The sequence below is a fragment of the Streptomyces durmitorensis genome, assembly GCF_023498005.1.
In the GTDB taxonomy this organism is placed as follows: domain Bacteria; phylum Actinomycetota; class Actinomycetes; order Streptomycetales; family Streptomycetaceae; genus Streptomyces; species Streptomyces durmitorensis.
The window spans coordinates 5,930,476-5,954,319 of the sequence record NZ_CP097289.1 but is presented as its reverse complement, the minus strand read 5'-3'; the positions used below and the strand labels follow the sequence as shown (position 1 = coordinate 5,954,319).

21 protein-coding genes, 1 tRNA gene and 1 riboswitch are annotated in these 23,844 nt (G+C 69.9%); of the genes, 7 read left to right on the top strand and 15 right to left on the bottom strand.

Features of this window, described 5'->3' with window-relative positions:
- Nucleotides 1–216: 216 nt before the first annotated feature.
- The gene (locus tag M4V62_RS26655) at nucleotides 217–1,533 is read right to left on the bottom strand and encodes a peptidoglycan-binding protein (protein ID WP_249589739.1); all 1,317 of its coding nucleotides are present in this window, start codon (nucleotides 1,531–1,533) and stop codon (nucleotides 217–219) included.
- 233 nt (nucleotides 1,534–1,766) lie between these two features.
- Here M4V62_RS26655 and M4V62_RS26650 point away from each other — a divergent pair.
- The 4 genes from M4V62_RS26650 to glxA all read left to right on the top strand — a co-directional run bounded on the left by M4V62_RS26650 (nucleotide 1,767) and on the right by glxA (nucleotide 6,883).
- Nucleotides 1,767–1,840: transfer RNA gene (locus tag M4V62_RS26650), tRNA-Lys, on the top strand.
- Between the two features lie 78 nt (nucleotides 1,841–1,918).
- On the top strand, nucleotides 1,919–2,650 hold the full coding sequence (locus tag M4V62_RS26645; protein WP_249589738.1) for a FadR/GntR family transcriptional regulator: 732 nt from the start codon (nucleotides 1,919–1,921) through the stop codon (nucleotides 2,648–2,650).
- 304 nt (nucleotides 2,651–2,954) lie between these two features.
- A complete protein-coding gene (locus M4V62_RS26640; RefSeq protein ID WP_249589737.1) occupies nucleotides 2,955–4,946 on the top strand; it encodes a glycosyltransferase family 2 protein in 1,992 nt (663 codons plus the stop codon).
- The gene (gene glxA / locus M4V62_RS26635) at nucleotides 4,943–6,883 is read left to right on the top strand and encodes a radical copper oxidase GlxA (protein ID WP_249589736.1); all 1,941 of its coding nucleotides are present in this window, start codon (nucleotides 4,943–4,945) and stop codon (nucleotides 6,881–6,883) included. The genes M4V62_RS26640 and glxA overlap by 4 nt, the downstream gene beginning before the upstream one ends.
- 131 nt (nucleotides 6,884–7,014) lie before the next feature.
- Here glxA and M4V62_RS26630 read toward each other — a convergent pair whose 3' ends face one another.
- Entirely contained in the window at nucleotides 7,015–8,049 is a 1,035-nt protein-coding gene (locus M4V62_RS26630) for a glycoside hydrolase family 6 protein (protein ID WP_249589735.1), read from the bottom strand.
- 161 nt (nucleotides 8,050–8,210) lie between these two features.
- On the opposite strand from M4V62_RS26630, the gene M4V62_RS26625 reads away from it, so the two are divergent.
- The 3 genes from M4V62_RS26625 (at nucleotide 8,211) to M4V62_RS26615 (ending at nucleotide 10,542) form a co-directional block, all read left to right on the top strand.
- Nucleotides 8,211–8,966 (top strand): ANTAR domain-containing protein, encoded by a 756-nt coding sequence (locus M4V62_RS26625; protein ID WP_249589734.1) that lies wholly within the window; start codon nucleotides 8,211–8,213, stop codon nucleotides 8,964–8,966.
- A 334-nt stretch (nucleotides 8,967–9,300) separates the two neighbouring features.
- Nucleotides 9,301–9,422: riboswitch (cobalamin riboswitch) on the top strand.
- 32 nt (nucleotides 9,423–9,454) lie between these two features.
- Nucleotides 9,455–9,676: a CbtB domain-containing protein gene (locus M4V62_RS26620; RefSeq protein ID WP_249589733.1), complete on the top strand. Its 222-nt coding sequence runs from the start codon at nucleotides 9,455–9,457 to the stop codon at nucleotides 9,674–9,676.
- A 20-nt stretch (nucleotides 9,677–9,696) separates the two neighbouring features.
- Nucleotides 9,697–10,542: a CbtA family protein gene (locus tag M4V62_RS26615; protein WP_249589732.1), complete on the top strand. Its 846-nt coding sequence runs from the start codon at nucleotides 9,697–9,699 to the stop codon at nucleotides 10,540–10,542.
- Here M4V62_RS26615 and M4V62_RS26610 read toward each other — a convergent pair.
- From M4V62_RS26610 to M4V62_RS26550, 13 genes are all read right to left on the bottom strand, one after another.
- Entirely contained in the window at nucleotides 10,523–11,200 is a 678-nt protein-coding gene (locus M4V62_RS26610; RefSeq protein WP_249589731.1) for a class F sortase, read from the bottom strand. The genes M4V62_RS26615 and M4V62_RS26610 overlap by 20 nt on opposite strands.
- Nucleotides 11,201–11,215: 15 nt before the next feature.
- Nucleotides 11,216–11,755 carry a hypothetical protein gene (locus M4V62_RS26605; RefSeq protein WP_249589730.1) on the bottom strand — a complete coding sequence of 180 codons (540 nt, stop codon included), beginning with the start codon at nucleotides 11,753–11,755 and terminating at the stop codon, nucleotides 11,216–11,218.
- Nucleotides 11,756–11,832: 77 nt separating this feature from the next.
- Nucleotides 11,833–12,612, bottom strand: coding sequence for an HAD-IIA family hydrolase (locus M4V62_RS26600; RefSeq protein WP_249589729.1), 780 nt, complete (start codon nucleotides 12,610–12,612; stop codon nucleotides 11,833–11,835).
- A gap of 81 nt (nucleotides 12,613–12,693) precedes the next feature.
- Nucleotides 12,694–14,190: an alkaline phosphatase family protein gene (locus tag M4V62_RS26595; RefSeq protein ID WP_249589728.1), complete on the bottom strand. Its 1,497-nt coding sequence runs from the start codon at nucleotides 14,188–14,190 to the stop codon at nucleotides 12,694–12,696.
- Nucleotides 14,191–14,347: 157 nt separating this feature from the next.
- On the bottom strand, nucleotides 14,348–15,430 hold the full coding sequence (locus M4V62_RS26590; protein WP_249589727.1) for a 2-aminoethylphosphonate ABC transporter substrate-binding protein: 1,083 nt from the start codon (nucleotides 15,428–15,430) through the stop codon (nucleotides 14,348–14,350).
- A gap of 32 nt (nucleotides 15,431–15,462) precedes the next feature.
- The gene (locus M4V62_RS26585) at nucleotides 15,463–16,260 is read right to left on the bottom strand and encodes an ABC transporter permease (RefSeq protein ID WP_249589726.1); all 798 of its coding nucleotides are present in this window, start codon (nucleotides 16,258–16,260) and stop codon (nucleotides 15,463–15,465) included.
- Nucleotides 16,247–17,182 (bottom strand): 2-aminoethylphosphonate ABC transporter permease subunit, encoded by a 936-nt coding sequence (locus M4V62_RS26580; RefSeq protein WP_249589725.1) that lies wholly within the window; start codon nucleotides 17,180–17,182, stop codon nucleotides 16,247–16,249. Before M4V62_RS26580 ends, M4V62_RS26585 begins: the two co-directional genes overlap by 14 nt.
- A complete protein-coding gene (locus tag M4V62_RS26575) occupies nucleotides 17,175–18,251 on the bottom strand; it encodes an ABC transporter ATP-binding protein (RefSeq protein WP_249589724.1) in 1,077 nt (358 codons plus the stop codon). Before M4V62_RS26575 ends, M4V62_RS26580 begins: the two co-directional genes overlap by 8 nt.
- Nucleotides 18,248–18,970 carry a phosphonatase-like hydrolase gene (locus tag M4V62_RS26570; RefSeq protein ID WP_283779112.1) on the bottom strand — a complete coding sequence of 241 codons (723 nt, stop codon included), beginning with the start codon at nucleotides 18,968–18,970 and terminating at the stop codon, nucleotides 18,248–18,250. Before M4V62_RS26570 ends, M4V62_RS26575 begins: the two co-directional genes overlap by 4 nt.
- 5 nt (nucleotides 18,971–18,975) lie before the next feature.
- Entirely contained in the window at nucleotides 18,976–20,100 is a 1,125-nt protein-coding gene (locus tag M4V62_RS26565; protein WP_249589723.1) for a TIGR03364 family FAD-dependent oxidoreductase, read from the bottom strand.
- A 148-nt stretch (nucleotides 20,101–20,248) separates the two neighbouring features.
- The gene (locus M4V62_RS26560; RefSeq protein ID WP_249589722.1) at nucleotides 20,249–21,043 is read right to left on the bottom strand and encodes a GntR family transcriptional regulator; all 795 of its coding nucleotides are present in this window, start codon (nucleotides 21,041–21,043) and stop codon (nucleotides 20,249–20,251) included.
- Nucleotides 21,044–21,131: 88 nt separating this feature from the next.
- Complete coding sequence (locus M4V62_RS26555; protein ID WP_249589721.1) at nucleotides 21,132–22,019, bottom strand: cell wall protein; 888 nt, start codon at nucleotides 22,017–22,019, stop codon at nucleotides 21,132–21,134.
- Nucleotides 22,020–22,672: 653 nt separating this feature from the next.
- Entirely contained in the window at nucleotides 22,673–23,842 is a 1,170-nt protein-coding gene (locus M4V62_RS26550) for an ROK family transcriptional regulator (RefSeq protein ID WP_425574994.1), read from the bottom strand.
- Between the last annotated feature and the right edge of the window lie 2 nt (nucleotides 23,843–23,844).

Below are 23,844 nucleotides of genomic sequence, written 5' to 3'. Positions count from 1 at the left end.
CCACCTCCGCGCCCCGTCCCGACCCGCACCCCAGCCTCATCCACCATCCAGCCACCTCCACGCCCCGACCCAACCCGCACCCCAGCCACACCAGCAGCCCGGTCGCATCTGCGCCCCGACCACACGCGTGCCCCGGTCGCACCCGCGACCCGGTCAGCTCCGTGCCCGCGTCTCATGTGCGCCGCCGATCCACTCATGCCGCTCCACTCACCAGGCTCATGCGAACAACCGCCGCCAGGTCTCCGGCCCCGGATACCCGTCCGCCGCCGCCCCTCGCCAGCCCTGCGCCCGCTGGAACGCCTCGACGTTGCGGCGGTCGCTCTCGCTCCAGCGCGGGCCGGGGCCCTGGGCGTAGTGCTTGCCGAAGCCCTTCTTCACCAGTTGCCTGCCGAGCTGCTCGACCGAGGGGCTGGACTGGCCGGGGCGGAACACCCCACGGCCCGGGTACGCGGGCGCCTTGCCCTGCGTGCCGCTCGCGCCCGCCCCCGCCCGGGGGATGTCGCGGCCCTTGCCCGTCATCAGGTACGACCAGGTCGCGGGCCCCGGCAGACCGTCCGCGTCCCCGCCGGTCCAGCCCTGCGCCCGCTGGAACGCCTGCGTGGCCCTGCGGTCCGCGTCGCTCCAGCGCGGGCCCGGACCGGACGTGTAGAAGCGGGCGCCGCCCCTGGCGACCAGGGCCTTGCCGAGCTGGGTGACGTACTTGTTGTCGGCGCCGGGACCGAACGAGCCCGCGCCGGGGTAGCGCGTCCCCGTGCTCGGCCCCGAGCCACCGGGAGCTCCCCCCTTCACCCCCTTGTAGCGGTACGCCAGATAGCGGCTCCCATTGCTCCAATAGGCATAGGGAGTCGTCCGCTTGCGGGCGCTCGGGCGGGCCTGTTCGTACGCGACGTATTGCGTGTGCGCCGCGTTCGCCCAGCCGCCGAAAATCGTCACGTGCGAACCCTTCTCGGGGTTCGCCGGATTGTGGAAGAGAAGGATGTCGCCGGGTTGCAGCTGGCTCTTCGTAATGCGCACCGCGAACGCGGAGAGGCTGCCCGTCCATTCATTGCCGCCGAGATTCCAGGCCATGGAGACAAAGCCCGAGCAGTCCTGCCGGTATCCGTCGGACCAGTACGTGCCCATGCTGTACGGCACCTTCGCCGCGACCCACTTCTTGGCGCGGGCCAGGATCGCGGCCCGCGTCGTGCTCCGCGCCGCCGACGTCGCGGGGCCCGGGGCGCCCGGCGTCCCCGGCGCTCCGTGCAGCGCGCTCGTGTCGCCCTGCGGACTCCCGGGACCCGGGTCCTCGTCCAGCGGAGCCCCCTGGATGCCCGGGGTCCCGGGGGCCGCCGCCGCGGAAAGCACCTGGCCGCCGCCGAGCACGGTGCCCGCGGCCGCGGCGATGACGAGGGCGCGCCGCGCTCCGTGCGCCGCCGGGTGGCCGCCTTCTCGTACGGGAAGTGCGTGGGTCATGGCTCGTCGCCGGTGAATACATCCGGGGCAGTCGCAGTCGCTCTCGGGATTGAATTCCTCGAATACCGGAGCAACCTCCATGCGATTCCCCTCACACTCCAGGAAAGAATGCCTGCGTCGCATCTGCACAGTCGTCAGCTTCTCAACTGTCGGGCGATATCGCATGTTGACGGTCCGAATGATGGATCCGCCCCGCATTCGCCTCCCCCGCCGCCCCCGGGCCCGCTCCCGGCAATGCGGCTCAGCGCCCCCCGCGCGGGCCGGGATGGTCCGGAGCACCCGTCGGAGTCCGGTAGAGTTCTCCAGGTCAGCGCGCGCCGTTAGCTCAGTTGGTTAGAGCAGCTGACTCTTAATCAGCGGGTCCGGGGTTCGAGTCCCTGACGGCGCACAGACAGCGAAGGCCCCCCGTTAACGCGGGGGGCCTTCGTCGTGCCGCCACCGGCGCACGTACCGCTACCGTTGCGCCATGGCGCGCGACATACAGGAGCGGATCAAGAAGCTCATCATCGACCAGCGGCTGCCCTCCGGCGCCTCTCTGCCCACCGAGCCCGAACTGATGGAACGCCTCGGCGTCAGTCGGAACTCCGTGCGAGAGGCCCTCAAGGCACTCCAGGCGATGGGCATCGTGGAAATCCGGCACGGTTTCGGCACATATGTCGGGCCCATGTCGATGGCTCCCATGATCGAGGGCCTCACCTTCCGGACGGTCGCGGGCCACTACCGCGGCGAGGACAGCCTGCTCCAGCTCCTGGAGCTGCGGGAGGCCGTGGAGACCGGACTCATCGCGCGCCTCGCCGGCCGTATCCCGGACGCGGATCTGGCCGAACTGGACGCCCTCGTCGACCGGATGGACAGCGAGACGGCGGCGGACGACGGCCACAACGGCCGGCCGGGCGCGGTTCACACCGAAACCGACCGCGCATTTCACGCCACTCTCTACCGCTGTCTGCGCAATCCGCTGCTCGGCGAGGTCCTCGAAGCGTTCTGGGACGCCTTCCACAACGTACGCACCGACCTGGTGGACGTCCCGCACGACCCCAAGGTCACCTGCCGCCAGCACCGGGAGATCCTCGACGCGGTCAGATCCGGCGATGTGCTGCGGGCCGAGCGGGCGATACGGGAACACTTCGGTAATATTCGAACGCGATTGACCGCTCCTGCCTCAACAGGCAACTCAAATCGCTCGTATGACCGGTAAACACCTTGTTTCGCTCTTGCGATCATGGCAACGGGCGTAGAACCTTGTGCTGGAGCCACTGGCTCTCATGAGGCAGACGGTGCGGGGCAGTTGGGGGCCCTGCCGACCGGCGCCCACGGGGGAAGGGACGGGGGGTCCCTTTCGTGAATGGATGCCGAGGGGGGCATCATGCAACCGGAAGGTAGCTGTTCCATGTCTAAGGGGACGGTGGCCTGCCACTGATGCGTCCGCGAGGGTCGAGGGGGATCCGACCGGGCGGAAGGACCAACGAACACGCGGGGGACCGCGTGCGGGGGGATGACTCATGACGTCGACGCCGACGGGCGCCCGGCCGAACGACCCGTCAGAGACGACCCAGCTGCGGGTGCCATCGCACCGTACGGGCGGGTTCCGGCGTATCAAGAAGGCCCTGCCGAAGTACGACTACGAGCACTACAGCCGTCTCGCGGGCCCGCTGACGCAGCCTGATCCCACCAAGCCGTACAAGGTGCAGTACCGCTCCCTGCTCTCGCAGGAGCCGCACCGGATCAGAGCCGCGCTGATGCTGGGGGCCGCGCCGCTGCTCTCCCTCGTGCTGCTCGCCTGGCTGCTCCAGCCGACGCACTGGACGAAGCGCGACTACGTCGCCAACGACTGGCTGCCCACGCTCGACATCGTCATGCTCGTCTCGATCGGTCTGATCGAGTTCTTCCGCTGTATGAACGTGCTCTCGAACGCGCACGCCACGCTCGTCGCCCGTGACCCGATACCCGTGGTGCCCGAGACCGGCACCCGCGTCGCCTTCCTCACCTCCTTCGTGCCCGGCAAGGAACCCCTTGAGATGGTGACGAAGACGCTGGAGGCGGCCGTCAAGATCCGCCACCGCGGCCTCATGCACGTCTGGCTCCTCGACGAGGGCGACGACCCCGCCGTCAAGGAGGTCTGCCAGCGGCTCGGCGTGCACCACTTCTCCCGCAAGGGCGTCGCGAAGTGGAACATGAGCAAGGGCCCGCACCGCGCCAAGACCAAGCACGGCAACTACAACGCCTGGCTGGACGCGCACGGCGACGACTACGACTTCTTCGCATCGGTCGACACCGACCACGTCCCGATGCCCAACTACCTCGAGCGGATGCTCGGCTTCTTCCGCGACGAGAACGTCGGCTTCGTCATCGGCCCGCAGGTCTACGGCAACTACGACAACTTCATCACCAAGGCCGCCGAGTCCCAGCAGTTCCTCTTCCACGCCCTGATCCAGCGCGCGGGCAACGCATACGGCTCCCCGATGTTCGTCGGCACGAGCAACGCCGTACGCATCAGCGCCCTGAAGCAGATCGGCGGTCTGTACGACTCGATCACCGAGGACATGGCGACCGGCTTCGAGATCCACCGGGCCACGAACCCGGGGACCGGCAAGAAGTGGAAGTCGGTCTACACCCCCGACGTGCTCGCGGTCGGTGAGGGCCCCAACGCCTGGACGGACTTCTTCACGCAGCAACTGCGGTGGTCGCGCGGAACGTACGAGACCATCCTCAAGCAGTTCTGGAAGGCGCCGTTCTCGCTGCCGCCCGGCCGGCTCTTCAACTACACGATGATGGTCATCTTCTACCCGATGTCCGCCATGAACTGGATCCTGGCCGCGCTCTCCTGCGCGCTGTTCCTGGGCATGGGCGCATCGGGCGTGAACATCGACCCGACGATCTGGCTGATGCTGTACGGCAACGCGTCGGCGCTGCAGATCGGCCTCTACATCTGGAACCGCCGCCACAACGTCTCGCCGCACGAGCCCGAGGGCTCCGGCGGTATCGCGGGCATGGTGATGTCGGCGCTTTCTGCACCTGTCTACGCACGCTCCCTCCTGGACGCCGTGCTGCGCCGCAAGAGCAAGTTCGTGGTGACACCCAAGGGCGATTCGGCGAGCCCGGACACCCTGTTCGGCACCTTCCGGATCCACCTGTTCTTCATCCTGGTCTTCGCCGGTTCGATGGCCGCCGCGTTCGTGTTCGACCACGTCCACCCGGCGATGATCATCTGGGCCACGTTCGCCCTCCTGATCACTGCCGCGCCGATCTTCGCGTGGCGCTGGGGCATGCGGCAGGACAAGAAGAAGAGCAAGTCGCGGCACGGTGCCGGGCCTTCGGGGCCGCCGCCGGGCGGGGGCCCGACGGTGCCGCAGCAGCGCGACGGCGAGGACGCCACGGCACAGCTGCCGCAGGCGCACCAGCCTCCGCAGGCACCGCACGCGCCGCAGCAGAAGCCCAGCTGGGCGGCGACCGACCAGACCATGCAGATTTCCCTTGGGGGACGTAAGAAATGAAAGACCGTTCCAGCCGCCGCCGCGCCCGCCGCATCGCGATAGGCGCGGCGGTGGTCATAGCGCTGGCCGGGATGAACGGCCCGTGGCTGTGGCGCGTGGGTTCGGAGAAGTACCACGACTACAAGATCAACAAGCCGGAGTACAAGGCCGACAACGGCCACTGGCAGGTCGTGAACTTCCCCGAGGAGTACCGCCAGAACACCATCCACGCGGCGCTCCTGCACACCGGCAAGATCCTCCTGGTCGCCGGCTCCGGCAACAACCAGAAGAACTTCGACGCCAAGAAGTTCGACACCCGCCTGTGGGACCCGGTCAAGAACACGATCAAGAAGATCAAGACGCCCGTCGACCTCTTCTGCACCGGCCACACCCAGCTCGCCAACGGCAACCTCCTGATAGCCGGCGGCACCCAGCGCTACGAGAAGCTCAAGGGCGACATCACCAAGGCGGGCGGCCTGATGGTGGTGCACAACGAGGACCCGGACAAGCCGATCACGCTGCCGGCGGGCACGAAGTTCACCGGCAAGAAGAACGGCAAGACGTTCGTCTCCAAGGACCCGGTCGTCGTCGAGCGCGCGAAGAAGGTCTTCGACAAGGCGACCGGTGCGTTCGTGCGCAACGAACCGGGCCTCGGCCGGGTGTACGTGGAGGCGCAGCAGAGCGGCACGAAGCACGAGACCGGCACGCAGGACAACTACCGCGTGCAGGGCCTCAAGGGCGCCGCCACCCGCAACACGTACGGCATCGCGCAGAAGCTCGCCCTGGACAAGAAGGACTTCCAGGGGATCAAGGACGCCTTCGAGTTCGACCCGGTCGCCGAGAAGTACATCAAGGTCGACCCGATGAACGAGGCCCGCTGGTACCCCACGCTGACCACGCTCTCGGACGGCAAGGTGCTCAGCCTCTCCGGCCTCGACGAGATCGGCCAGCTGGTCCCGGGCAAGAACGAGCTGTACGACCCCAAGACCAAGAAGTGGACCTACACCAAGCAGGTCCGCCAGTTCCCGACCTACCCGGCCGTCTTCCAGCTGCAGAGCGGCAGGCTCTTCTACTCGGGCTCGAACGCGGGGTACGGCCCTGACGACGTCGGCCGCAAGCCCGGCACCTGGGACCTGGAGACCAAGGGCAGCTGGAAGGGGATTCCGGGGATGAGCGACCCGAACCTCCTGGAGACCTCCAACACGGTGGAGCTGCCGCCCGCGCAGGACCAGAAGTACATGGTCATCGGCGGCGGCGGTGTCGGCGAGTCCAAGAAGTCCAGCAAGAAGACCCGCATCGTCGACCTCCTGGAGGACGACCCGAAGTTCGAGGACGGCCCCGAGCTGGAGAAGGGCACCCGTTACCCGCAGGCCTCGACCCTGCCCGACGACACGGTGCTCATATCCGGCGGCTCCGAGGACTACCGCGGCCGCGGTGACTCGAACATCAAGCAGGCGCGGATCTACGACGCCAAGACCGGCAACATGCGGCGGGTCGCGGACCCGGAGGTCGGCCGCAACTACCACTCGGGCTCGATCCTGCTGCCCGACGGCCGCGTGATGTTCTTCGGCTCCGACTCGCTCTACTCCGACAAGGCCAACACCAAGCCCGGAGAGTTCGAGCAGCGCATCGAGATCTACACCCCGCCGTATCTGTACCAGGGCTCGCAGCCCACGCTGACCGGCGGCCCGAAGGAGATCAAGCGCGGCGGGTCGGGCACCTACAAGACCCAGCACGCCTCGTCCATCAAGACGGCCCGCTTGATCAGGCCGAGCGCCTCGACGCACGTCACCGACATCGACCAGACGTCCGTCGCCCTCGACCTGAAGAAGTCGGCGAACGGCGTCACGGTGACGATCCCCAAGGAGCGGAGCCTGGTGGAGTCCGGCTGGTACATGCTGTTCGTGACGGATGATCAGGGCACCCCGAGCAAGGCTCAGTGGGTCCACATTCCGTAGCCCCGTAAGGGGCGCGGGGCTGTGTCTATATGCGGCTCCGCCGCGGGGCGCGAGCAACCACGAAGAAAGCCGCAGTCGCATCAGCCGAGATCCCGGCAGACGCGACTGCGGCTTTTAAGTGACTCGCGCTATTACTTGGCGCCCTCCGCCAGCTTCAGCGCGTACTCGGGCCACCAGGCCCCCGCCTTGGGCCCACCGCGACAGGTGCCGTCGGACTCACCGGGTCGCTTGACCCACAGATACGCGTCGACCAGCGGGTCATCGGTCTTGGTGGTGGGCGCCTCGCCGAGCGCGCGGCCCGGCGGGTTGCACCAGGTGTCCTTGCCCTTGGTGTACGCGCCGTTGCCGTTGCGCGCGGTGTCGATGACGAACGGCTTGTTGCCGATCTTCGCCGACAGCTTCTTGCCGAACTCCGTGCTGGCCTCGGTCGTCTGGAAGTTCGAGACGTTCACCGAGAAGCCGTCGGCCTGCTCGACGCCCGACCACTTCAGGGGCTCCCAGAGCGAGTCGGGGTTCTTCCAGCCCGCGTTGCCCGCGTCCAGGTACACCTTGGTGTTCTTCAGGGACTTGAGCTTCTCGATGGCACCCTTGAGGAGGTCGTACCGCTCCTCGTGAAACTCCTCCGGCGTGCAGTTGTCGACCATGTGGAGCACCGCGTCCGGCTCCAGGATGACCGTGGCGTTGCGGTCACCGATGCCCTTCGCCACCTGGTCGATGAAGGTGCGGTAGGCGTTGCCGTCGGCCGCGCCGCCGCCCGAGTACTGGCCGCAGTCGCGGTGCGGGATGTTGTAGAGGACCAACAGGGCGTCACGGTCGGCCTTCTGGGCGGCCTCGGTGAAACCGCGCGCCTGGTCCTCCGCGTTCTCCGGGATGATCCACTCCGCGACGGGCTGCTCGGCGATCTTGCGGATCAGCTCGGCGTCGTCCTTCTTGCCGTCCTTCTCGTACGTGGCGACCTGCTTGGCCGCGTTGCCGTCCGGGTTGACCCAGTACGGGTCGGTGCCCTTCGGCTGTTGCTCGACCGGGTTCCCCGACGACTCCTCGTTGCCCGAACCGTCATCGGAGGAGCACCCCGACAGCAGCAGCGCAGCCCCCGCAAACGCCGCCGCAGCCTTCACCCCCCGGGCCGCGATCCGATGACCGCGGCCGGTGCCTTTGTGGTACATCCACTCCCCCTTGGGTGCACTGTCCGATTCTCAATCCTGACATACGCACTCCCGGCCCACGAGGCCCGCCCGTCCGCTGCGGAGAGCTGTTGGATACCTGTTACAGCCCGGCGCCCGGGGGTAGGCGCAGTGCGCGGGGTGGCGCTCTTGGGGAGGAGATCATGCGGGATCACACCTCTGAACTACGGCTGGCCGAAGTCCTGGTGGAGACCACCAACACTCTGGACGACGACTTCGACCCGGAGCGCTACCTGAGCCGGGTCGCGGGCCACTGCGTGGAGCTGCTCGACGCCACTGCCGCCGGCGTCATCTTCGACGGCACCGGCACGCCGGGGGTGGCCGCCGGGGGCCACCCCCGGGACCTGGCGCTCGACCTGCTAGGGGCCCAGCAGAGCGGTGGGCCCTGCGTGGAGAGCCTCGGCACGGGCCTCGCGGTGCCGCCCGTGCGGCTCGCGGCGGACGAACCCGCCGACCGCTGGCCGGAGTTCACGGCGCTGGCCCGCCGCCGCGGCATCGGGATGACGTACGCGGTCCCGCTGCGGCAGCGCGAGACACTGCTCGGCGCGCTGAACGTCTTCGTGCCCGAGAACTCCCGGACCCGCCACACCGACGGGGAGTTGCGTCTGGCGCAGGCGATCGCCGACGCCGCAGCGGTAGGCCTGCACAACCACCGTGCCTACACGGAGTATCGGGTTCTCGCGATACAGCTCCAGGGCGCTCTGACCAGCCGTATACGCATCGAACAGGCCAAGGGCATACTCGCCGAACGCTGGCACACCGGTGTCGACGAGGCCTTTGACGCGCTGCGGCGGTACGCGCGCAGAGAACGGCTGGTCATGGAGGTGGTCGCCACCGAAGTGATCAAGGGATCGCTCGACGACGCCGCACTGCGCGGCAGTTGGTCCGAACCTTCCTGACGGCCGCTCCGAGGACCATCATCACCTGCGATGATCACAGAGAGGAATCGGATCACGACTTGGCGTCAATCCACCCCTAGGCTCCAGCGCTCATCCGTTCTAGAGTCGTCACAACGGCCCAAGCCCCCGGCCTGATCGTCCATCCCGCACTGCGGGGTTGGTCACCGAACCTCCCGCGCCGGCGCCGGGTTACTCCCGCAGCTCGTGCGCGCGCGGTCGAGGACCAGCCCGGTCGACGGCTCCGGGGGGAGCGGGCCGCCGACCGGGCCGGGTTGTCCTGATACAGGTTCCATTGACAGTGTCCATGACCAACTGGGACTCTCCGGGCGACAAGTCCACACATCGAGGCGATGGTTGACAGGAACCCGGTGCGATTCCGGGGCGGGCCCGCCACTGTGACCGCACGCCAGCCTGGGGTGCGGAAGTCAGGAACTGAGCCGTCGTACTCCTGCTTCGGGGCGTGGAAACCCCAGAGGAGGCCCTTCGACATGTCACTGCACACCGCAGCATCGGGCACCGACAGGACGGCGGTCCAGGCCGCCACGGTCCACACCCGCGACTGGCTCATCGCCTCGGCCGCGGTCATCGTCGCGCTGATCGCGCTCTACGCGGTCTTCTTCGACAACGGCTCGCTGATCTCCGCGACCGGCAGCTATCTGCACGAGTTCGCCCACGACGGCAGGCACCTCTTCGGTGCCCCGTGCCACTGACCGGGGACGGACACGGCGCCATGCCATCCCCTGCGTCCTCTCCCCCGCCTCCCCCGTCCTCACCTGTCCTGCCCCTGCTCGGCCGCGGTCTCGTGGCGGGAGGAGCGGCGGGCCTCGCGGCCGGTCTCTTCTCCCTGCTCCTCACCGAGCCGCTGATGGACCGGGCGATCCGCGCCGAGGAGAAGCGCGCGGCGGCCGAGGAGCACGCGCACGGCGCCGCTCAGGCGGCACAGCACCACGAGGAGCTGTTCACGCGCTCCACCCAGCACGCGGGGCTCGTGGTCTCCGCGGTCGTCGCCGGTCTGGCCATCGGCGTCCTCTTCGCCGTGGCGTACGCCCTGGTGCACCGCCGCGACCCGCACGCGAGCCCATGGCCGCGGGCCCTCGCCTTCGCGGGAGCCGCGTTCCTCGCCGTCTCCCTGCTGCCCGGTCTGCGCTACCCGGCGAACCCGCCGGGCGTCGGCGACTCGGGCACGGTCGGCGAGCGGCAGGCGCTGTGGCTCGCCTCCGTCGCGATCGGCGTCCTCGGCATGTTCCTGGCCCGGCAGGTGTACGTACGCCTGACGGCCAGATCCGTACCGGCGAGGCAGATCGCGGCGGCCCTCACGACGGTCGCCGTCCTCACCGCGCTCTTCCTCCTCCCGGACAACCCCGACCCGGTCCCGGTGGACGCGACGCTCCTGTGGGACTTCCGCGTCCTCTCGGTCGCCTCGCACGCCCTGTTGTGGGCCGTGTTCGCGGCGGTCTTCGGAGGCCTTGGCCTGCGGTCCTTCCGGGAAGGGGCCGCCAGGGGTGCCACCGTGGGCGCGAGGACGGCGGGAGTGCCCTCGCGCCCCGGCGCCACCCCTACCGCCCCACCCCGGTGAGGTAGGCGGACACCACCACGTTCGCCGAGTACGTCTTGCTCGCCCGGTCGAACGTGCCGCCGCACGTGATCAGGCGCAGCTCGGCGCGGCCCTCCTCGTGGGGGCCGTACGCCTTCTTCGCGTCGAAGCGGTCCCGGCTGAGGACCTGGACGTCGTCCACGGTGAACTCCGCGACCGAGCCGTCGTCGCGGGCCACCCGGACCTTCTCGCCGGGCCGCATGGCGCTGAGGTCGTAGAAGACCGCGGGGCGCGTCTCGGTGTCGACGTGGCCGACGAACAGGGAGGTGCCCGCGGCGCCGGGGCGCGTACCGCCGCCGTACCAGCCGACGGAGCCCGCCTCCTCGAACGGCGGCGGATCGATGGCGCCGTCCTGATCGAGCCCGCGGACGACCACGGGTGCCCGCACCTTCAGCGAGGGGACATCCACGCGCTGCGGCTTGGCGGCGCCCAACGGCTTGTGCGCGTCCGGGAGTTCGACACCGAACGGCCGCCCCACCGCGGCGACGTCACCGGTCGTGGGCTCCGAGACACCGCCGCGTACGTCCGTGATCTCGCTGCCCCACAGCCAGAGCCCCACGAGCAGCAGCGCCCAGGCGACCCCGGTGAGGAATCGCCCGTGCCCGGCCGGCTGCCCCGCCGGCTTCTCATGGCCCGACACGTCGGCCGCCACCCGTCACTCGGAGCGGCGCCGGCGGACGCTGCGGAACGCCACGGCCACGGCCGCCACCCCGGCGAGCACCAGGCCGATCACCGCGTGCCGGGTGCCGGGCCCCGCCTCCTGGCTGTGCGCGGCGAGCTGCGCGGTGCCGCCGCCGCCCGCGCGGACCGGCGATACGGGCTCCTGCTGATGCCGGCCGACCTGCACGGTGCCCACGCCCTGGTGGGGGTGGCCGTCGCAGATGACGGTCACGTCGTACGAACCCTCGACGCCGTCCCTGATCTTGGCGGAGCCGTTCAGCGAGTACTTGTCGCCGTCCCTGCCGGTGAGCTTCGCGTCCCCCGTGAACGCGCCGGACCCGGCCGACCCGGTCGTCCCGTCACAGCCCGTGACGCTGATCTCGACCTTGGCCCCGGGATCCGCACTGGACGGGGTGACCGTGGCATGCACTTTGCCCTCGTCATGGGCGTGCGCGGGAGTGGCGGCGACGACGGGGAGCGCGGCGAGGACAGCCGCCCCGGCTATGCCACGCAGGGTGAGTGTTCCTCTACGCATCGTGAACCTCCTGTTTCGAGGTTCACGCGCGTCGCCGTGCCACGCCTCCCGTGTGCGGCAAACGGGTGGTGCGCGCGTCAGACCCGGTCGACGAGATCAGCGATGGAGTCCACGACGTTCGAGGGCCGGAACGGGTGCTGATCGATGTCCTTCCGGGAGGTCAGACCGGTGAGCACCAGGAAGGTCTCCATCCCGGCCTCAAGACCGGCGAGGACATCGGTGTCCATGCGGTCGCCGATCATGGCGCTGGTCTCCGAGTGCGCCCCGATGGCGTTCAGGCCCGTGCGCATCATCAAGGGGTTCGGCTTGCCCGCGAAGTACGGGTTGCGACCTGTGGCCTTGGTGATCAGCGCGGCGACGGCCCCGGTCGCGGGCAGGGGTCCCTCCGTGGAGGGCCCGGTCTCGTCCGGGTTCGTGCAGATGAAGCGGGCCCCGCCGTTGATCAGCCGTACGGCCTTGGTCATGGCCTCGAAGGAGTACGTACGGGTCTCGCCGAGGACCACGTAGTCCGGGTCGTGGTCCGTCAGGACGTACCCGATGTCGTGCAGGGCGGTGGTGAGCCCCGCCTCGCCGATGACGTACGCCGTGCCGCCGGGCCGCTGGTCGTCCAGGAACTTCGCGGTGGCGAGCGCCGAGGTCCAGATGTTCTCCACGGGAACTTCGAGACCCATGCGGTTCAGGCGGGCCTGGAGGTCGCGCGCGGTGTAGATCGAGTTGTTCGTCAGGACCAGGAAGGGCTTCCCGGACTCCCGGAGCCTCTTGATGAAGGCGTCGGCGCCGGGGATCGGAACGCCCTCGTGGATGAGCACGCCGTCCATGTCGGTGAGCCACGATTCGATGGGCTTGCGCTCTGCCATGGGGTGCACTCCTGCGGTCTGCGTTGAGCGAGTTCACTGTGGGGCGCCGGGACGACTGTGTGCCGACGCCCCACAGCCTAATCAGGAAGCGGTGATCGTGACCCCGTCGATCACCCAGTACCAGTTGTTGCCGCCGGTGTACCGGAAGCGGACCTGGGCTTTCGTGACCCCCGCGGGCACCTGGAGGGCGATGTTCTCGACGACGGAGGGGGTGTCCGCGGTGTACGTCTTCACCGTGACCGGGGCCCCGCCGTCGTACGAGACGAGCACCTCGCCCTTCTGCGGGGCCTCCTGGCGGTAGTACGTCGTGTACGTGAGGGTGGCCCGCGCGCCGCCCCGCACCTCGTACGCGGGGCTGACCAGCGTCGAGTCGAACGTCCCGGAGAAGGACTTGTCGGTCCACTCGTCGCCGTCGGCGACCGCGAAGACGTTGCGGGCGCGGATGTTGAGCTCGCGCCGCTGGTCGCGCTCGGCCTTGGTCCAGAACTCGTCCGTGGTGAAGGACCAGCCGCGCCACTCGGTGATGCCGCCCGTGCCCATCTTCGCGTTGTCGACGCTCCAGCCGCTCGGCGCGGTGTGCGTGAAGCCGATGACGCCGGAGCCGATGCCGGTCTCGTCGACGGGCCCGGTCAGCCGCGGGCGCAGGGCGTCGAACGCGTCCGGCTTCGGCTGCTGGATCGGGCGGCCGTCCAGGCCCCAGGCCGGGTCGATCGCGATGCCGAGGTGGGCGAGGGCGCTCGCGGCGATGTCGGGCATGCGGACGTCGTGGCGGACCGAACCCGCCGTGACCGTGCCGCCGGTGGCGATCATGAACGTCTGGCGCTCGGGCCAGCTGGAGCCGCCGTGGCCGCCGGGGTCGGTGTGCCCGTGGTCGGCGGTGATCATGATGAGCCAGTCCTCGGAGCCGTACGTGGGGCGGGACTTGACCGCGGCGACGATCTGCCCGACCTGGGCGTCGGCGCCGTGGATCGCGTCGAGATAGGCCTGGCTCGCGGCGCCGCTGTCGTGGCCCGCGTGGTCGATGTTGTCGAGCTGGACGAAGACGGCGTCGGGGTTGCCGCTCTTGACCTCGGCGACGGCGCGGGTGGTGGTTCCGGTGTCGTACTCGGTGCCGGGCGTGGAGACCCGGGTGTCAACCTTCGCGGAGAAGATGATGTCGGTGATCGGCGCCCAGGACGAGACGGCGTACGTCCGCAGGCTGGGCTTCGCGGCCTCGATCCGGGTCATGAAGTCCGGGTACGCGGCGAGGTTGTGGCCGGTGAACTCGTTGTTCACGACCTTGTGCTTGTCGGGCCAGACGCCCGTGATGAGCGTCGACCAGCCGGGGCCCGACGAGGTGGGCGCGAGCGGGTTGGCGTAGATGCTGCTCGGCGCGGTCAGGCCGGCGCTCATCAGACCCTTGAGCGCGGGCGCGTCCGCGTCCTTGACTCTGCTGAGCAGCGCGCCGTCCAGGCCGATCACCAGGACCTTCGGGGTCTTGGCCGCGGCCTTGGCGACGGCGGCGAGAGGCCCTGCGGACACCGCGAGGGCTGCGGTGGAGACGAGGAGCGAGCGGCGGGATATGCCGTGCGACGACACGTGGTCCTCCGAGGTTCGTAGGGGGATGGCCGAGGTTCGTAGGGGGTTGGCGCACCTTGGTGCACGCCAACGCCCCTGGAGAACCAGGGGCATTGGGTCCATACCCGTTATCTTTTCGCTACCGGACACCCTGGGCCAAGGGTGCGACGGTGAACTCTCAGCTACCGGTCGCCGACTTCCAGTCCTCGACGTACGTCTGGAGGTTCTCGGAGATGTCGGACCAGTCCGGCTCGAAGACCTCGACCCCGTCGACGATCTTGTCGAGCGCGACGGCGTTGGCATCGGTGGCCTTGATGTCCTTGCGCGCCGCGAAGCCGCCGCCGATCTCGCTGACCTGCTGCTGGGCCTTCTGGCTGAGCAGGTAGTCGAGGAACTTCTTGGCGTTGGCGGAGTGCGGGGCCTTGTTGACCAGGCCGGCGGCGTAGGGCAGCGCGAAGGTGGTGGGCTTCTTGCCCTCCTTCGCCGGGAACCAGATGCCGAGGTTCGGCATGTCCTTGGACTGGGCGTAGTTCATCTGCACGTCGCCGTTGGCGGCGAGGAGTTCGCCCTTGTCGACCTTGGGCGCGAGCTTGCCGGTGGAGGCGGAGGGACCGACGTTGTTCGTCTGGAGCTTCTTCAGATAGTCCATGGCGGGCTTCTTGCCGCCGAAGTCGTGCATGGCCTTGATGAGCACGGCGGTGCCGTCGCCCGCGACGCCTGGCGTGGAGTACTGGACCTTGTCCTTGTACGAGGAGTCGGTGAGGTCCTCCCAGGTCTTGGGCGCCTTGCCCCCCGCCAGCTCCTTCTTGTTGTAGATGAAGCCGAAGTAGTTGTTCACGACGGAGGTCCACTTGCCGTCGGTGGCCTTGTCGGCGCCGTCGACCTGGTCGGAACCCTCGGGCTTGTAGGCCTGAAGCAGGCCCTTCTCGTCGGCCTGCTGGATGAACGGCGGCAGGGTGATGATGACGTCGGCCTGTGTGTTGGACTTCTCGCGGACGGCGCGCTGCACCATCTCGCCGGAACCGCCCTCGACGTAGTTCACCTTGATGCCGGTCTTCTTCTCGAAGTCCTTGAAGACCTGGTCGTACCAGCCGTCGCCGTTCTCGCCCTTGAGGCCGTCGGCGCTGTAGACGGTGACCTCCTTCGCGTCGGACGCGGAGGAGTCGCCGCCGCAGGCGGTGAGGGATCCGGCGAGGACGAGGCTGCCGGAGACGGCGGCGAGCGTGCGGGTACGGGTACGGGTACGGGTGTGACGGGACATGACGTTTCGTGCTCCTTCGGGGAGGTTCGGGCTCAGCGGTAGGAGGCGCGCGTGCGGATGCGGGAGACGCCGAAGAGGACCAGCAGCGTCGCCGCCATCAGGACCACCGCGACGGCGGCACCGGTGAACAGGGAGCCGCGGTCGGTGGCCGCGTAGATCTGCACGGGAAGCGGCATCCAGTCCGGCGGGTAGAGCATCATCGTGGCGCTCAACTCGCCCATGGAGAGCGCGAAGCAGAGGCCCGCTGCCGCGGTGAGCGACGGCAGCAGAAGCGGGAGCTTCACCCTCCACAGGACGTACGAGGGCCGGGCACCGAGCGATGCGGCGGCCTGTTCGTACGCCGGGTCGAGTCGGACGATGGCAGCCGAAACCGACTGGTAGGCGAACGCCGTGACAAGAATGGTGTGCGCGAGGATCACGATCCAGCGGGTGCCGTTGAGGATCATCGGCGGCTTGCTGAACGCCACGAGGATCGCGAGCCCGACGACCACGGAGGGCACGGCGACGGGCAGCATGAAGAGGGTGTCGAGGACACGCTTGCCCCCCTTCTTCAGCGAGGCCGCGGCGAGCGCGGCCCAGGACCCGACGGCAAGCGCGAGCAGGCTGGCGCTGACGGCGGTGACCAGGCTGGTGGTGAGCGCCTTGAGCGAGTCCCCGCGGGTGGCGGACTCGTAGTGCCCCGCGGTGAATCCGGAGGGAAAGGCGCCGGACCAGTGCGAGGAGAACGAGGCGGCCAGAATCACGAGGAGAGGCAGCGCGAAAAGAGGCAGAAAGAAGACGAAGAAGAGAACCCAGGTGGCCCACTTCCCCTTGCGGCTATGCACCAACACGACGGCTCACCACCCGGTAGAGGCTGTAAAGACCCACGGAGATCGCGATGTTGACGACGGCGACGACACAGGCCGCCGGATAGTCCGACTCGAGAATGGCCTTGCTGTACACGAGCATGGGAAGGGTCGTGACCCCCTTCGCTCCGGTGAAGAGAACGATCCCGAATTCGTTCAGACACATGACGAGTACGAGGCTGCCGCCCGCCGCGAGGGCGGGCAGCGCCTCGGGCAGGATGACCCGCCGGATGATGCGCCCCGGCTTGGCGCCGAGACTCGACGCGACCTCCAGCTGCGCGGTGTCGATCTGCGAGAACGCGGCGAGCAGGGGGCGCATCACGAAGGGCGTGAAGTACGTGATCTCGGCGAGGAGAACGCCCCACGGAGTGGTCAGGAACTGGAACGGCCCCTCGGCGGCGCCCGTCGCGTCCGTCCACATTCCGTTGGCCATGCCCTTGGTGCCGTAGATGAACAGCAGGGCGAGGGTGATGAGGAAGGAAGGAAAGGAGAGAAAGACGTCGATGAACCGGGCGACGGCTTTCCCTCCCGGGAACGGCACAAAGGCGATGATCAGCGCGAGCGCGAACCCGAGCACGAGACACCCGAAGGTGGACCCGACGGCCAGCCACACGGTGGTCCCGAGCGCCTCCCGAAACGCCTCGGACCCGAAGACGTCGGAGTAGGGCTGAAGGGAGGTCCCACCGGTGTCGGGCTGAACGGACTGCTGGACGACGAGGGCCAGGGGGTAGAGAAAGAAGAGGGAGAGGAGGGCGATGGGGGGAAGCGCCCAGACGAAGCGGGGTATCTGTCGCCGCGTACCTTCTGGCCGTCCTGGCTGTGGGCAGGCGTTCCGCACGGCGGAACGGGTGGGCACAGCCCCCGATGCAGGGCCACTTTTCACCAGGCGCTCACCAGAGCTAGCCATCGGTCACCCCACCAGACAGCAGCACCGCGTCTTCCGGCGCAAAGTGCAGCGTGACGGAGTCACCGATACCCGGCGGAGTCCGAAGCTCCCGCAGGTCCGCCTTGACCCGCTGCCCGCCCACATCCACGTACAACCGATGGGTGGCCCCCCGCCACTGCACCTCGGCAACGCTGCCCGTCAGAGCGTTGGGCCCATCCCCAAGCCCGACCAGATGCGGCCGCACACACAGCGTGGCGGTAGCGCCCCGCGCCACCTCCCCCGTGTCGACCTTCAGCTCGGTCCCGCCGAAGGCGACGTCCCCCGAGCCGACGGTAACCGGCAGCAAATTCGCGTTCCCCACAAAAGAAGCCGTGAACTCGGTCCGCGGAGCCCGATAAAGCTCCTGCGGAGTCCCGCAGTCCCGCAGCCGCGCCTTGTCCATGACGGCGATCCGATCCGCCAGGGTCAAGGCCTCCACCTGGTCATGGGTGACGTACAGAATGGAGACGTCGGGCAACTCCCGGTGCAACCGGGCCAGTTCACCCAGCATCCCCGACCGCAACTGCGCGTCGAGCGCGGAAAGCGGCTCGTCCAGCAACAGCACCCCCGGCCGAATGGCCAACGCCCGCGCGATGGCGACCCGCTGCTGCTGCCCCCCGGAAAGCTCCCGGGGAAACCGCTTGGCGTACGAGGCCATGCCCGTCATGTCCAGCGCCTCGGCGACCCGCCCCGGAATCTCGGACTTGGCCACCTTCTGCGCCTTCATGCCGAAGGCGACGTTGTCCTCGACCCGCATGTGCGGGAAGAGCGCGTACTGCTGGACGACCATCCCGATCCCCCGCTGATGCGGAGGAAGGCCGGTGACATCGCGCTCCCCGATGTACACCCGCCCCGACGCCGGCCGCACGAACCCGGCGACGGCCCGCAGCGCGGTCGTCTTGCCCGAGCCCGAGGGGCCGAGCAGGGCCATGACCTCGCCGGGCTCGACGGTCAGGTCGAGCGAGTCCAGGACGGTGTGCTTGCCGTAGGCGACCGAGACGCTCTCGAAGCGAATGCCGCTGCGCACGCGCGTGGGGACGCCATCAGTCATCGGTCAACACCCCTGAGGAGAGCCGGCAGTTCGGCGACCGACCCGAGAACATCCGTGGCCCCCGCACCCCGCAACGCCTCGGCGTCATGCGCCCCGGTGAGCACCCCGGCGACCACACCGGCCCCGGCCCGCACCCCGCTCTTCATGTCGTACGCCGTGTCGCCCACGACGGCGACCTGCTGGACGCCGTCCACCGCGCCCGTCCGCAGGAAGGCGCTCAGGACCATGTCCGGGTAGGGCCGCCCGCGACCGCCCGCGTCGGCGGGGCACAGGGTCAGTTCGGCCAGGTCCCGCCAGCCCAGCGCGTCCAGGATCGCGTCCTGCGTGACCCGGGCGAACCCGGTGGTCAACACCACGGTCAGACCGGCCGACTTGAGCTCCTCGACGGCTTCGCGCGCGCCGGGGATCGGGGCGATCAGACCCCCGTCGACCAGCTCCCCGTACGCCTTCTCGAAGGCCACGTTGCCCCGCTGGGCAAGGACCTCGTCGCCGAAGAGATGCCGGAAGACGGAGATCTTGGACTCGCCCATGGTGGCGCGTACGTAGTCCAGCTTCTCGGCGTGGTCGGCCGAGCCCGGCTCGACTCCAAGCTCCCGCGCGGCGGCGGCGAAGGCCTGCTCGACGAGGCCCCCGTCGGCGACGGTGGTCCCGGCCATGTCCAGAACCACGAGGCCGATGCTGCTGTGTGCGGTCGGCTCTGCTGCCAACTTCGCGGTCAACTCCCTCACCATCCCAACTCGTCGGCGGTCTTCTCCGCGATCGCGGGCGAGCACGTCATGCCGCGCCCGCCGGGCCCGGTGACCAGCCACACGCCCTCGCGCACCTGCTGCCGGTGCACGACGCGGGTCGTGTCGACGCACTGCGCGTACACCCCGGCCCAGCGCCGTTTGATCTTCGGCAGCGGGCGGCCGAGGAAGCCCTCGACGACCTCGGTGAGGTGGTCGTAGGGGTCTTCGAGGGTGTCGAAGGCGAAGGGGTGCTCGTACTCGTGGGTGTCGCCGATGGTCAGGCCGCCGTCCTTGCGCTGCACCATCAGGAGCTGCATCTTGTGCGCGGCGGCGGTCGGTGTCTGCGCCTGTCCGGCGTTGAGCGCGTCGAGGGCGTCCGACTTGTAGGCCGGGTAGTAGCGGAAGCTGTCCGCGTCGGCGACGGAGGTGGTGAGCGCCTCACCGAGGGGCTCCGTCTGCATCATCTGCAGCCGCACGCGCCGCACCGGCAGGTCGGGCCCGGCCAGTTCCCGCACGAGCCCGCCGAGCCAGGCGCCGGTGGCGAGCACGACGACGTCACCGGTGTGTACGTCACCGTGGTCGTCCCGCACCGCGTTCTCGCCGACGACTTCGCGGACCTCACGGCCGGGCAGGAAGGTGTAGCGGGGCGAGGCCAACAAGGCTTCCCGCAGCCGCAGTTGAGCGACGCGCGGCTCCACCGCCGCGTCGCGCTCGCACCACAGCCCCGCGATGAAGTCACCCCGCAGGGCCGGGTTGAGGGCGCGGGCCTCGTCGGCGTCGAGCAGCTTGTAGCCGCGGGCCGCCGCGTCGGGGCGGGTCAGGGCGGCCTCGGCGACCGCGCGCTCGCGTTCGTTGCGCACGAGGGTGAGGGAGCCGTTGGCCCGGAAGCCGATGCCCTGCACCCTCGCGCCTATCTCCTCCCACAGCTCGCGGGCCCGCAGGGCGGTGTCCAGCTCCTCGCCCCCGGCGCGGCCGCTCACCCATATCTGCCCGAAGTTGCGCAGCGAGGCCCCGCGGGCCTCGGTCTCGCGCTCGATCTGTACGACCTCGTGGCCGCGTTCCACTGCGTGCCAGGCGTGCATGGTTCCCACCACGCCGGCTCCTACGACGATGACTCTCACGACGGCAACGCTCCTGGGGACGAGTGACCCGCTGTCGTCCTGTCGGCAACGGGACGGTGAACTGCCACCCAAGGTTGGCCTAGACCCGTTACGTTCTCGTTATCATCCTGGGTCCTTCTGCCCCGATTGCCGCACGAGGGAGGGGAGTTCAGGTTCCGCCGTTGCCCAGGTGGGTGGTGAAGGAGAACCGGTCGCCGCGGTAGAGGGTGCGGACGCGCTCCAGCGGGTGGCCGGAGGTGTCCCGTGAGACGCGGTGGATCAGGAGCATGGGCAGCGCGGGAGGGGTGCCGATCAGGAGGGCCTCGCGAGGGGTGGCGAGGACGGTCTCGATGCGTTCGTCGGCGTCGCCGAAGGAGATGCCGAGCCGGTCGCGGAGGTAGGCGTAGAAGGAGGAGTCGGGCTCGAACTCCCGGTCGAGCGCGGGCACTCGGGCCACGGAGACGTACGTACTCTCAAGACCCACCCGCTCGTCGTCGGCGAGCAGCACACGCTCCATGTGCCAGACGGGCTCCCCTTGCTTGACCCCGATCTCGGCGGCGAGGGCCTCGGGGGCGGGGAACCGGTCGAGGGAGATGAGATGTCGCCCGGGGGTACGCCCTTGCCGCCGTACGCCCTCCGTGTAGCTCGCGAGGGACAGCGGCTGCTCCAGCTTGGGGCCCGCGACGACGGTGCCGCGCCCCTGCCTGCGCAGCCGCCCTTCGAGCAGCAGCTCACGCAGCGCCTGGCGCACGGTCTCCCGCGCGACCTCGTACCGCACGGCGAGATCCCGCTCGGTCGGCAGCGTCTGCCCGTCCCCCAACTCCTCTATCAGGTCGGCGATCCTGGCCTTCACCGCGTAGTACTTCGGGATGCGGCCGTGCTCGGGGATGCCGGAGCGGATGGGGGCGCCGGGGGCCTGGTCGAGCAGGTGCGCGGGAGGGTGCGGGGAGTTCGGGTTGTCCACGCAGGGATGTTCGCAGACGTACGTGAACAGATAGGTGAACGGAGCGTGCCGTGCGGGCGGGCCGGTGGCCGAGGGGCGCGCGCCCGGCTCAACGCCGCCGCGAGGCCCGCAGTCTCCTGGTCCCTACGACGAGAGCCCACCCCCCGGCGAACAACGCAGCGGCGACGGCACTGACGCCGAGCAGGGCGCGGGGGCCGGTGGCGGCGAGTTCATCGGCTTCGTCGCTGTACGAAGACCCTCCGGCATCGTGACGCTCACGCCCGCCGTCGCTGCCGCCGTCCCGCCCGCTGTCACCGGTTCCGTCGGACTCAATGTCGGTGCCGCTGTCCGCGCCGGTATCGCCACCGCCACCGCCACCGCCACCACCATCGCCACCTCTATCAATGCCGAACGGATAGTCGTCCGACTCGCCCACCCAGTCGCCGTCGTCGTCGCGGCGCTGGACGACGGCGGCGGAGATGACGGCGTGCTCGGAGCGGGCCTCGGAGGTGAAGGAGAGGCGCACCTTGACGGCGCGGGTCCGCCCCGCCTTGACCGTGAACCCGGGGAATCCGTCGTCGAAGACGCCGACGTTCTCGTCCCGGTCGGTCCGCTCGAACTCCACGGGGCGCCAGCGCGAGCCGGCGCGGAACTCCAGCTGGATCTGCCGGGGCCGCAGCTCGCGCTCCTTGTCGACGAGGACGACGACCGGGTGGATGTTGCCGCAGGTGCCACGGGTGGTGTTGGCCAACTCGACGGACCAGCTCCGGTAGCCGCCCCCGGCCTCGTAGGTGGGGGGCCCGCCCTTGATCCGCGTCCCGATGGGGAAGCCGCCGCCGTTGGGGGCGGAGCAGGTGGGGGGCTGGGCCGAGTGCGGCCGCTGCACGATTGCTGCCGCGCCGCTCACGGGCACCCCTCCCGCGGCGGCCGCCGGAACCACTCCGGTCGCGAGGGCGGCGGCGGTGACGCCGAAGACGAGAGAGCGGCGAAGTCGCATGGCGGGCCTTTGCTGAGCGCGGAGGGGCGGGAGCTTGAGCGGGGGCCGTAAGACAGTGGGCACGGGCCGCGACCATGCCACGCACCCCTGCCTTCACCACCCCCGCCACAACCCCGTACACCCGACTGGACCGCGCAAGTCCCCCCTATCAGCCGACTTTCCGTTAATTGCGGTTGGCGGGGGCCGGTGCTTGACCCGGGGGGGCTGCCGCTTGCCCCGGAGGGCCGGAGGCGAGGGCTGCCGCTTGCCCCGGGGGCCGGGGGCGAAGGCCGCCGCTTAACCCGGAGGGCCAGGGGCGAGGGCTGGTGCTTGACCCGGAGGGCCGGAGGCGAGAGCTGCCGATTAACCCGGAGGGCCGGAGGCGAGAGCTGCCGATTAACCCGGAGCGCCGGAGGCGAGAGCTGCCGCCTGCCCCGGGGGCCGGAGGCGAAGGCTGCCGCTTAACCCGGAGGGCCAAGGGCGAAGGCTGCCGCTTAACCCGGAGGGCCGGAGGCGAAGGCCGCCGCTGGTTCCTGTTCCCAGGCGACGGCTGGTTCCGCCCAGCCCGAGACACCCCCGGATCCGCCAGGCCTGGCGCGCCGCCAACTCCGCCCCGGTCGCGAACACCCCGCGCCCCCGCCGGTCGGGAGCCGCGCCCGCCAACCAGTCGGCCCCTAACCCCGCCCAGCCACCGGAAACGCCACGTCCGCCCGCCCGAACAGCGGTGCCAGCACCAGTTGTGCGGCGCCCTCCGCGACGCCCCGTTCGCCGCCGGACGCGACGGCGACCGGGACCTCCGTGTTCCCGCCGCCCCGCCGGGCGCGTGCGGTGACGACGGCTCCCACTCCTCGTACGAAGCGCTCCTCGTCCGCGAGGACCGCCCGCCCTCCCAGGAGTACCAGATCGATGTCGAGCAGGCTGACCAGGTTGCCCGCCCCCGCGCCCAGGACCCGCGCCGCCTCCTCCAGATCCCCCCGCGCGACCGCCGCCAGGCACAGCGCCTCGATGCAGCCGCGGTCTCCGCACCCGCACTCCGGGCCGTCCAGTTGGATCACCTGGTGGCCGAACTCGCCCGCTCCGGTGCGCTCCCCGCGGTAGAGGCCCCCGCCCAGGACCAGGCCTGCGCCCAGACCCGTCCCCAGGTGCAGATACGCGAAGGAATCCGCCACCCCGCCGAGCGCGAGCCCAAGGGCGGCGGCGTTCGTGTCCTTGTCCACCACGACCGGCAGCCCGAGCCGCCCGGCGAACGCGTCCCGCAGCGGAAAGCCGTCCCACGCGGGGAACCCGGTCACGCGGTGCAGGACCCCGTCGGAGTGATCGAGCGGGCCGGGCAGCGCGACCCCGACGCCCAGCAGCCCCGAGGCCGTAGCCGCAGCCCCGGCCAGCTCCCGCACCACCCCCACCGCCACGTCGACCACCGCCTCCGCGCCCTCCCCGAACTCCAGCGGCGCCCGGCGTTCCGCCACCACATGACCCGTCAGGTCGGCCAGGACCGCCGTCAGTTCGTCGCGGTCCAGGTGGAGGCCGACCGCGTGACCGGCGTCCGGGACGAGCCGCAGGAGCGTGCGCGGCTTGCCTCCCGTGGACGCGCGGCGGCCCGCCTCCGCCGCGAGTCCCTCCGTACGCAGCCGCGCGGTGATCTTGCTGACGGCCTGCGGCGTGAGCCCGGTGCGCTCGGCCAGTTCGAGGCGGCTTATGCCGGCCTCGCCCGCCGTGCGCAGCAGGTCGAGCACGAGGGCGGCGTTGTGCCCGCGCAGCGCCGGCAGGTTCACTCCGGCGCCCGGCCTGCTGCTCCCCTTGCCGCTGCCGCCGCCCGCTGCCCTCGCCGTATCAGTGCTGTTCACAC

Bases quoted from the DNA above. Each gene is read 5' to 3' on its own strand.
- M4V62_RS26655 (WP_249589739.1), bottom strand. From the start codon at position 1,533: ATGGAGGTTGCTCCGGTATTCGAGGAATTCAATCCCGAGAGCGACTGC.
- M4V62_RS26645 (WP_249589738.1), top strand. From the start codon at position 1,919: ATGGCGCGCGACATACAGGAGCGGATCAAGAAGCTCATCATCGACCAG.
- M4V62_RS26640 (WP_249589737.1), top strand. From the start codon at position 2,955: ATGACGTCGACGCCGACGGGCGCCCGGCCGAACGACCCGTCAGAGACG.
- glxA (WP_249589736.1), top strand. From the start codon at position 4,943: ATGAAAGACCGTTCCAGCCGCCGCCGCGCCCGCCGCATCGCGATAGGC.
- M4V62_RS26630 (WP_249589735.1), bottom strand. From the start codon at position 8,049: ATGTACCACAAAGGCACCGGCCGCGGTCATCGGATCGCGGCCCGGGGG.
- M4V62_RS26625 (WP_249589734.1), top strand. From the start codon at position 8,211: ATGCGGGATCACACCTCTGAACTACGGCTGGCCGAAGTCCTGGTGGAG.
- M4V62_RS26620 (WP_249589733.1), top strand. From the start codon at position 9,455: ATGTCACTGCACACCGCAGCATCGGGCACCGACAGGACGGCGGTCCAG.
- M4V62_RS26615 (WP_249589732.1), top strand. From the start codon at position 9,697: ATGCCATCCCCTGCGTCCTCTCCCCCGCCTCCCCCGTCCTCACCTGTC.
- M4V62_RS26605 (WP_249589730.1), bottom strand. From the start codon at position 11,755: ATGCGTAGAGGAACACTCACCCTGCGTGGCATAGCCGGGGCGGCTGTC.
- M4V62_RS26600 (WP_249589729.1), bottom strand. From the start codon at position 12,612: ATGGCAGAGCGCAAGCCCATCGAATCGTGGCTCACCGACATGGACGGC.
- M4V62_RS26590 (WP_249589727.1), bottom strand. From the start codon at position 15,430: ATGTCCCGTCACACCCGTACCCGTACCCGTACCCGCACGCTCGCCGCC.
- M4V62_RS26580 (WP_249589725.1), bottom strand. From the start codon at position 17,182: ATGGCTAGCTCTGGTGAGCGCCTGGTGAAAAGTGGCCCTGCATCGGGG.
- M4V62_RS26575 (WP_249589724.1), bottom strand. From the start codon at position 18,251: ATGACTGATGGCGTCCCCACGCGCGTGCGCAGCGGCATTCGCTTCGAG.
- M4V62_RS26555 (WP_249589721.1), bottom strand. From the start codon at position 22,019: ATGCGACTTCGCCGCTCTCTCGTCTTCGGCGTCACCGCCGCCGCCCTC.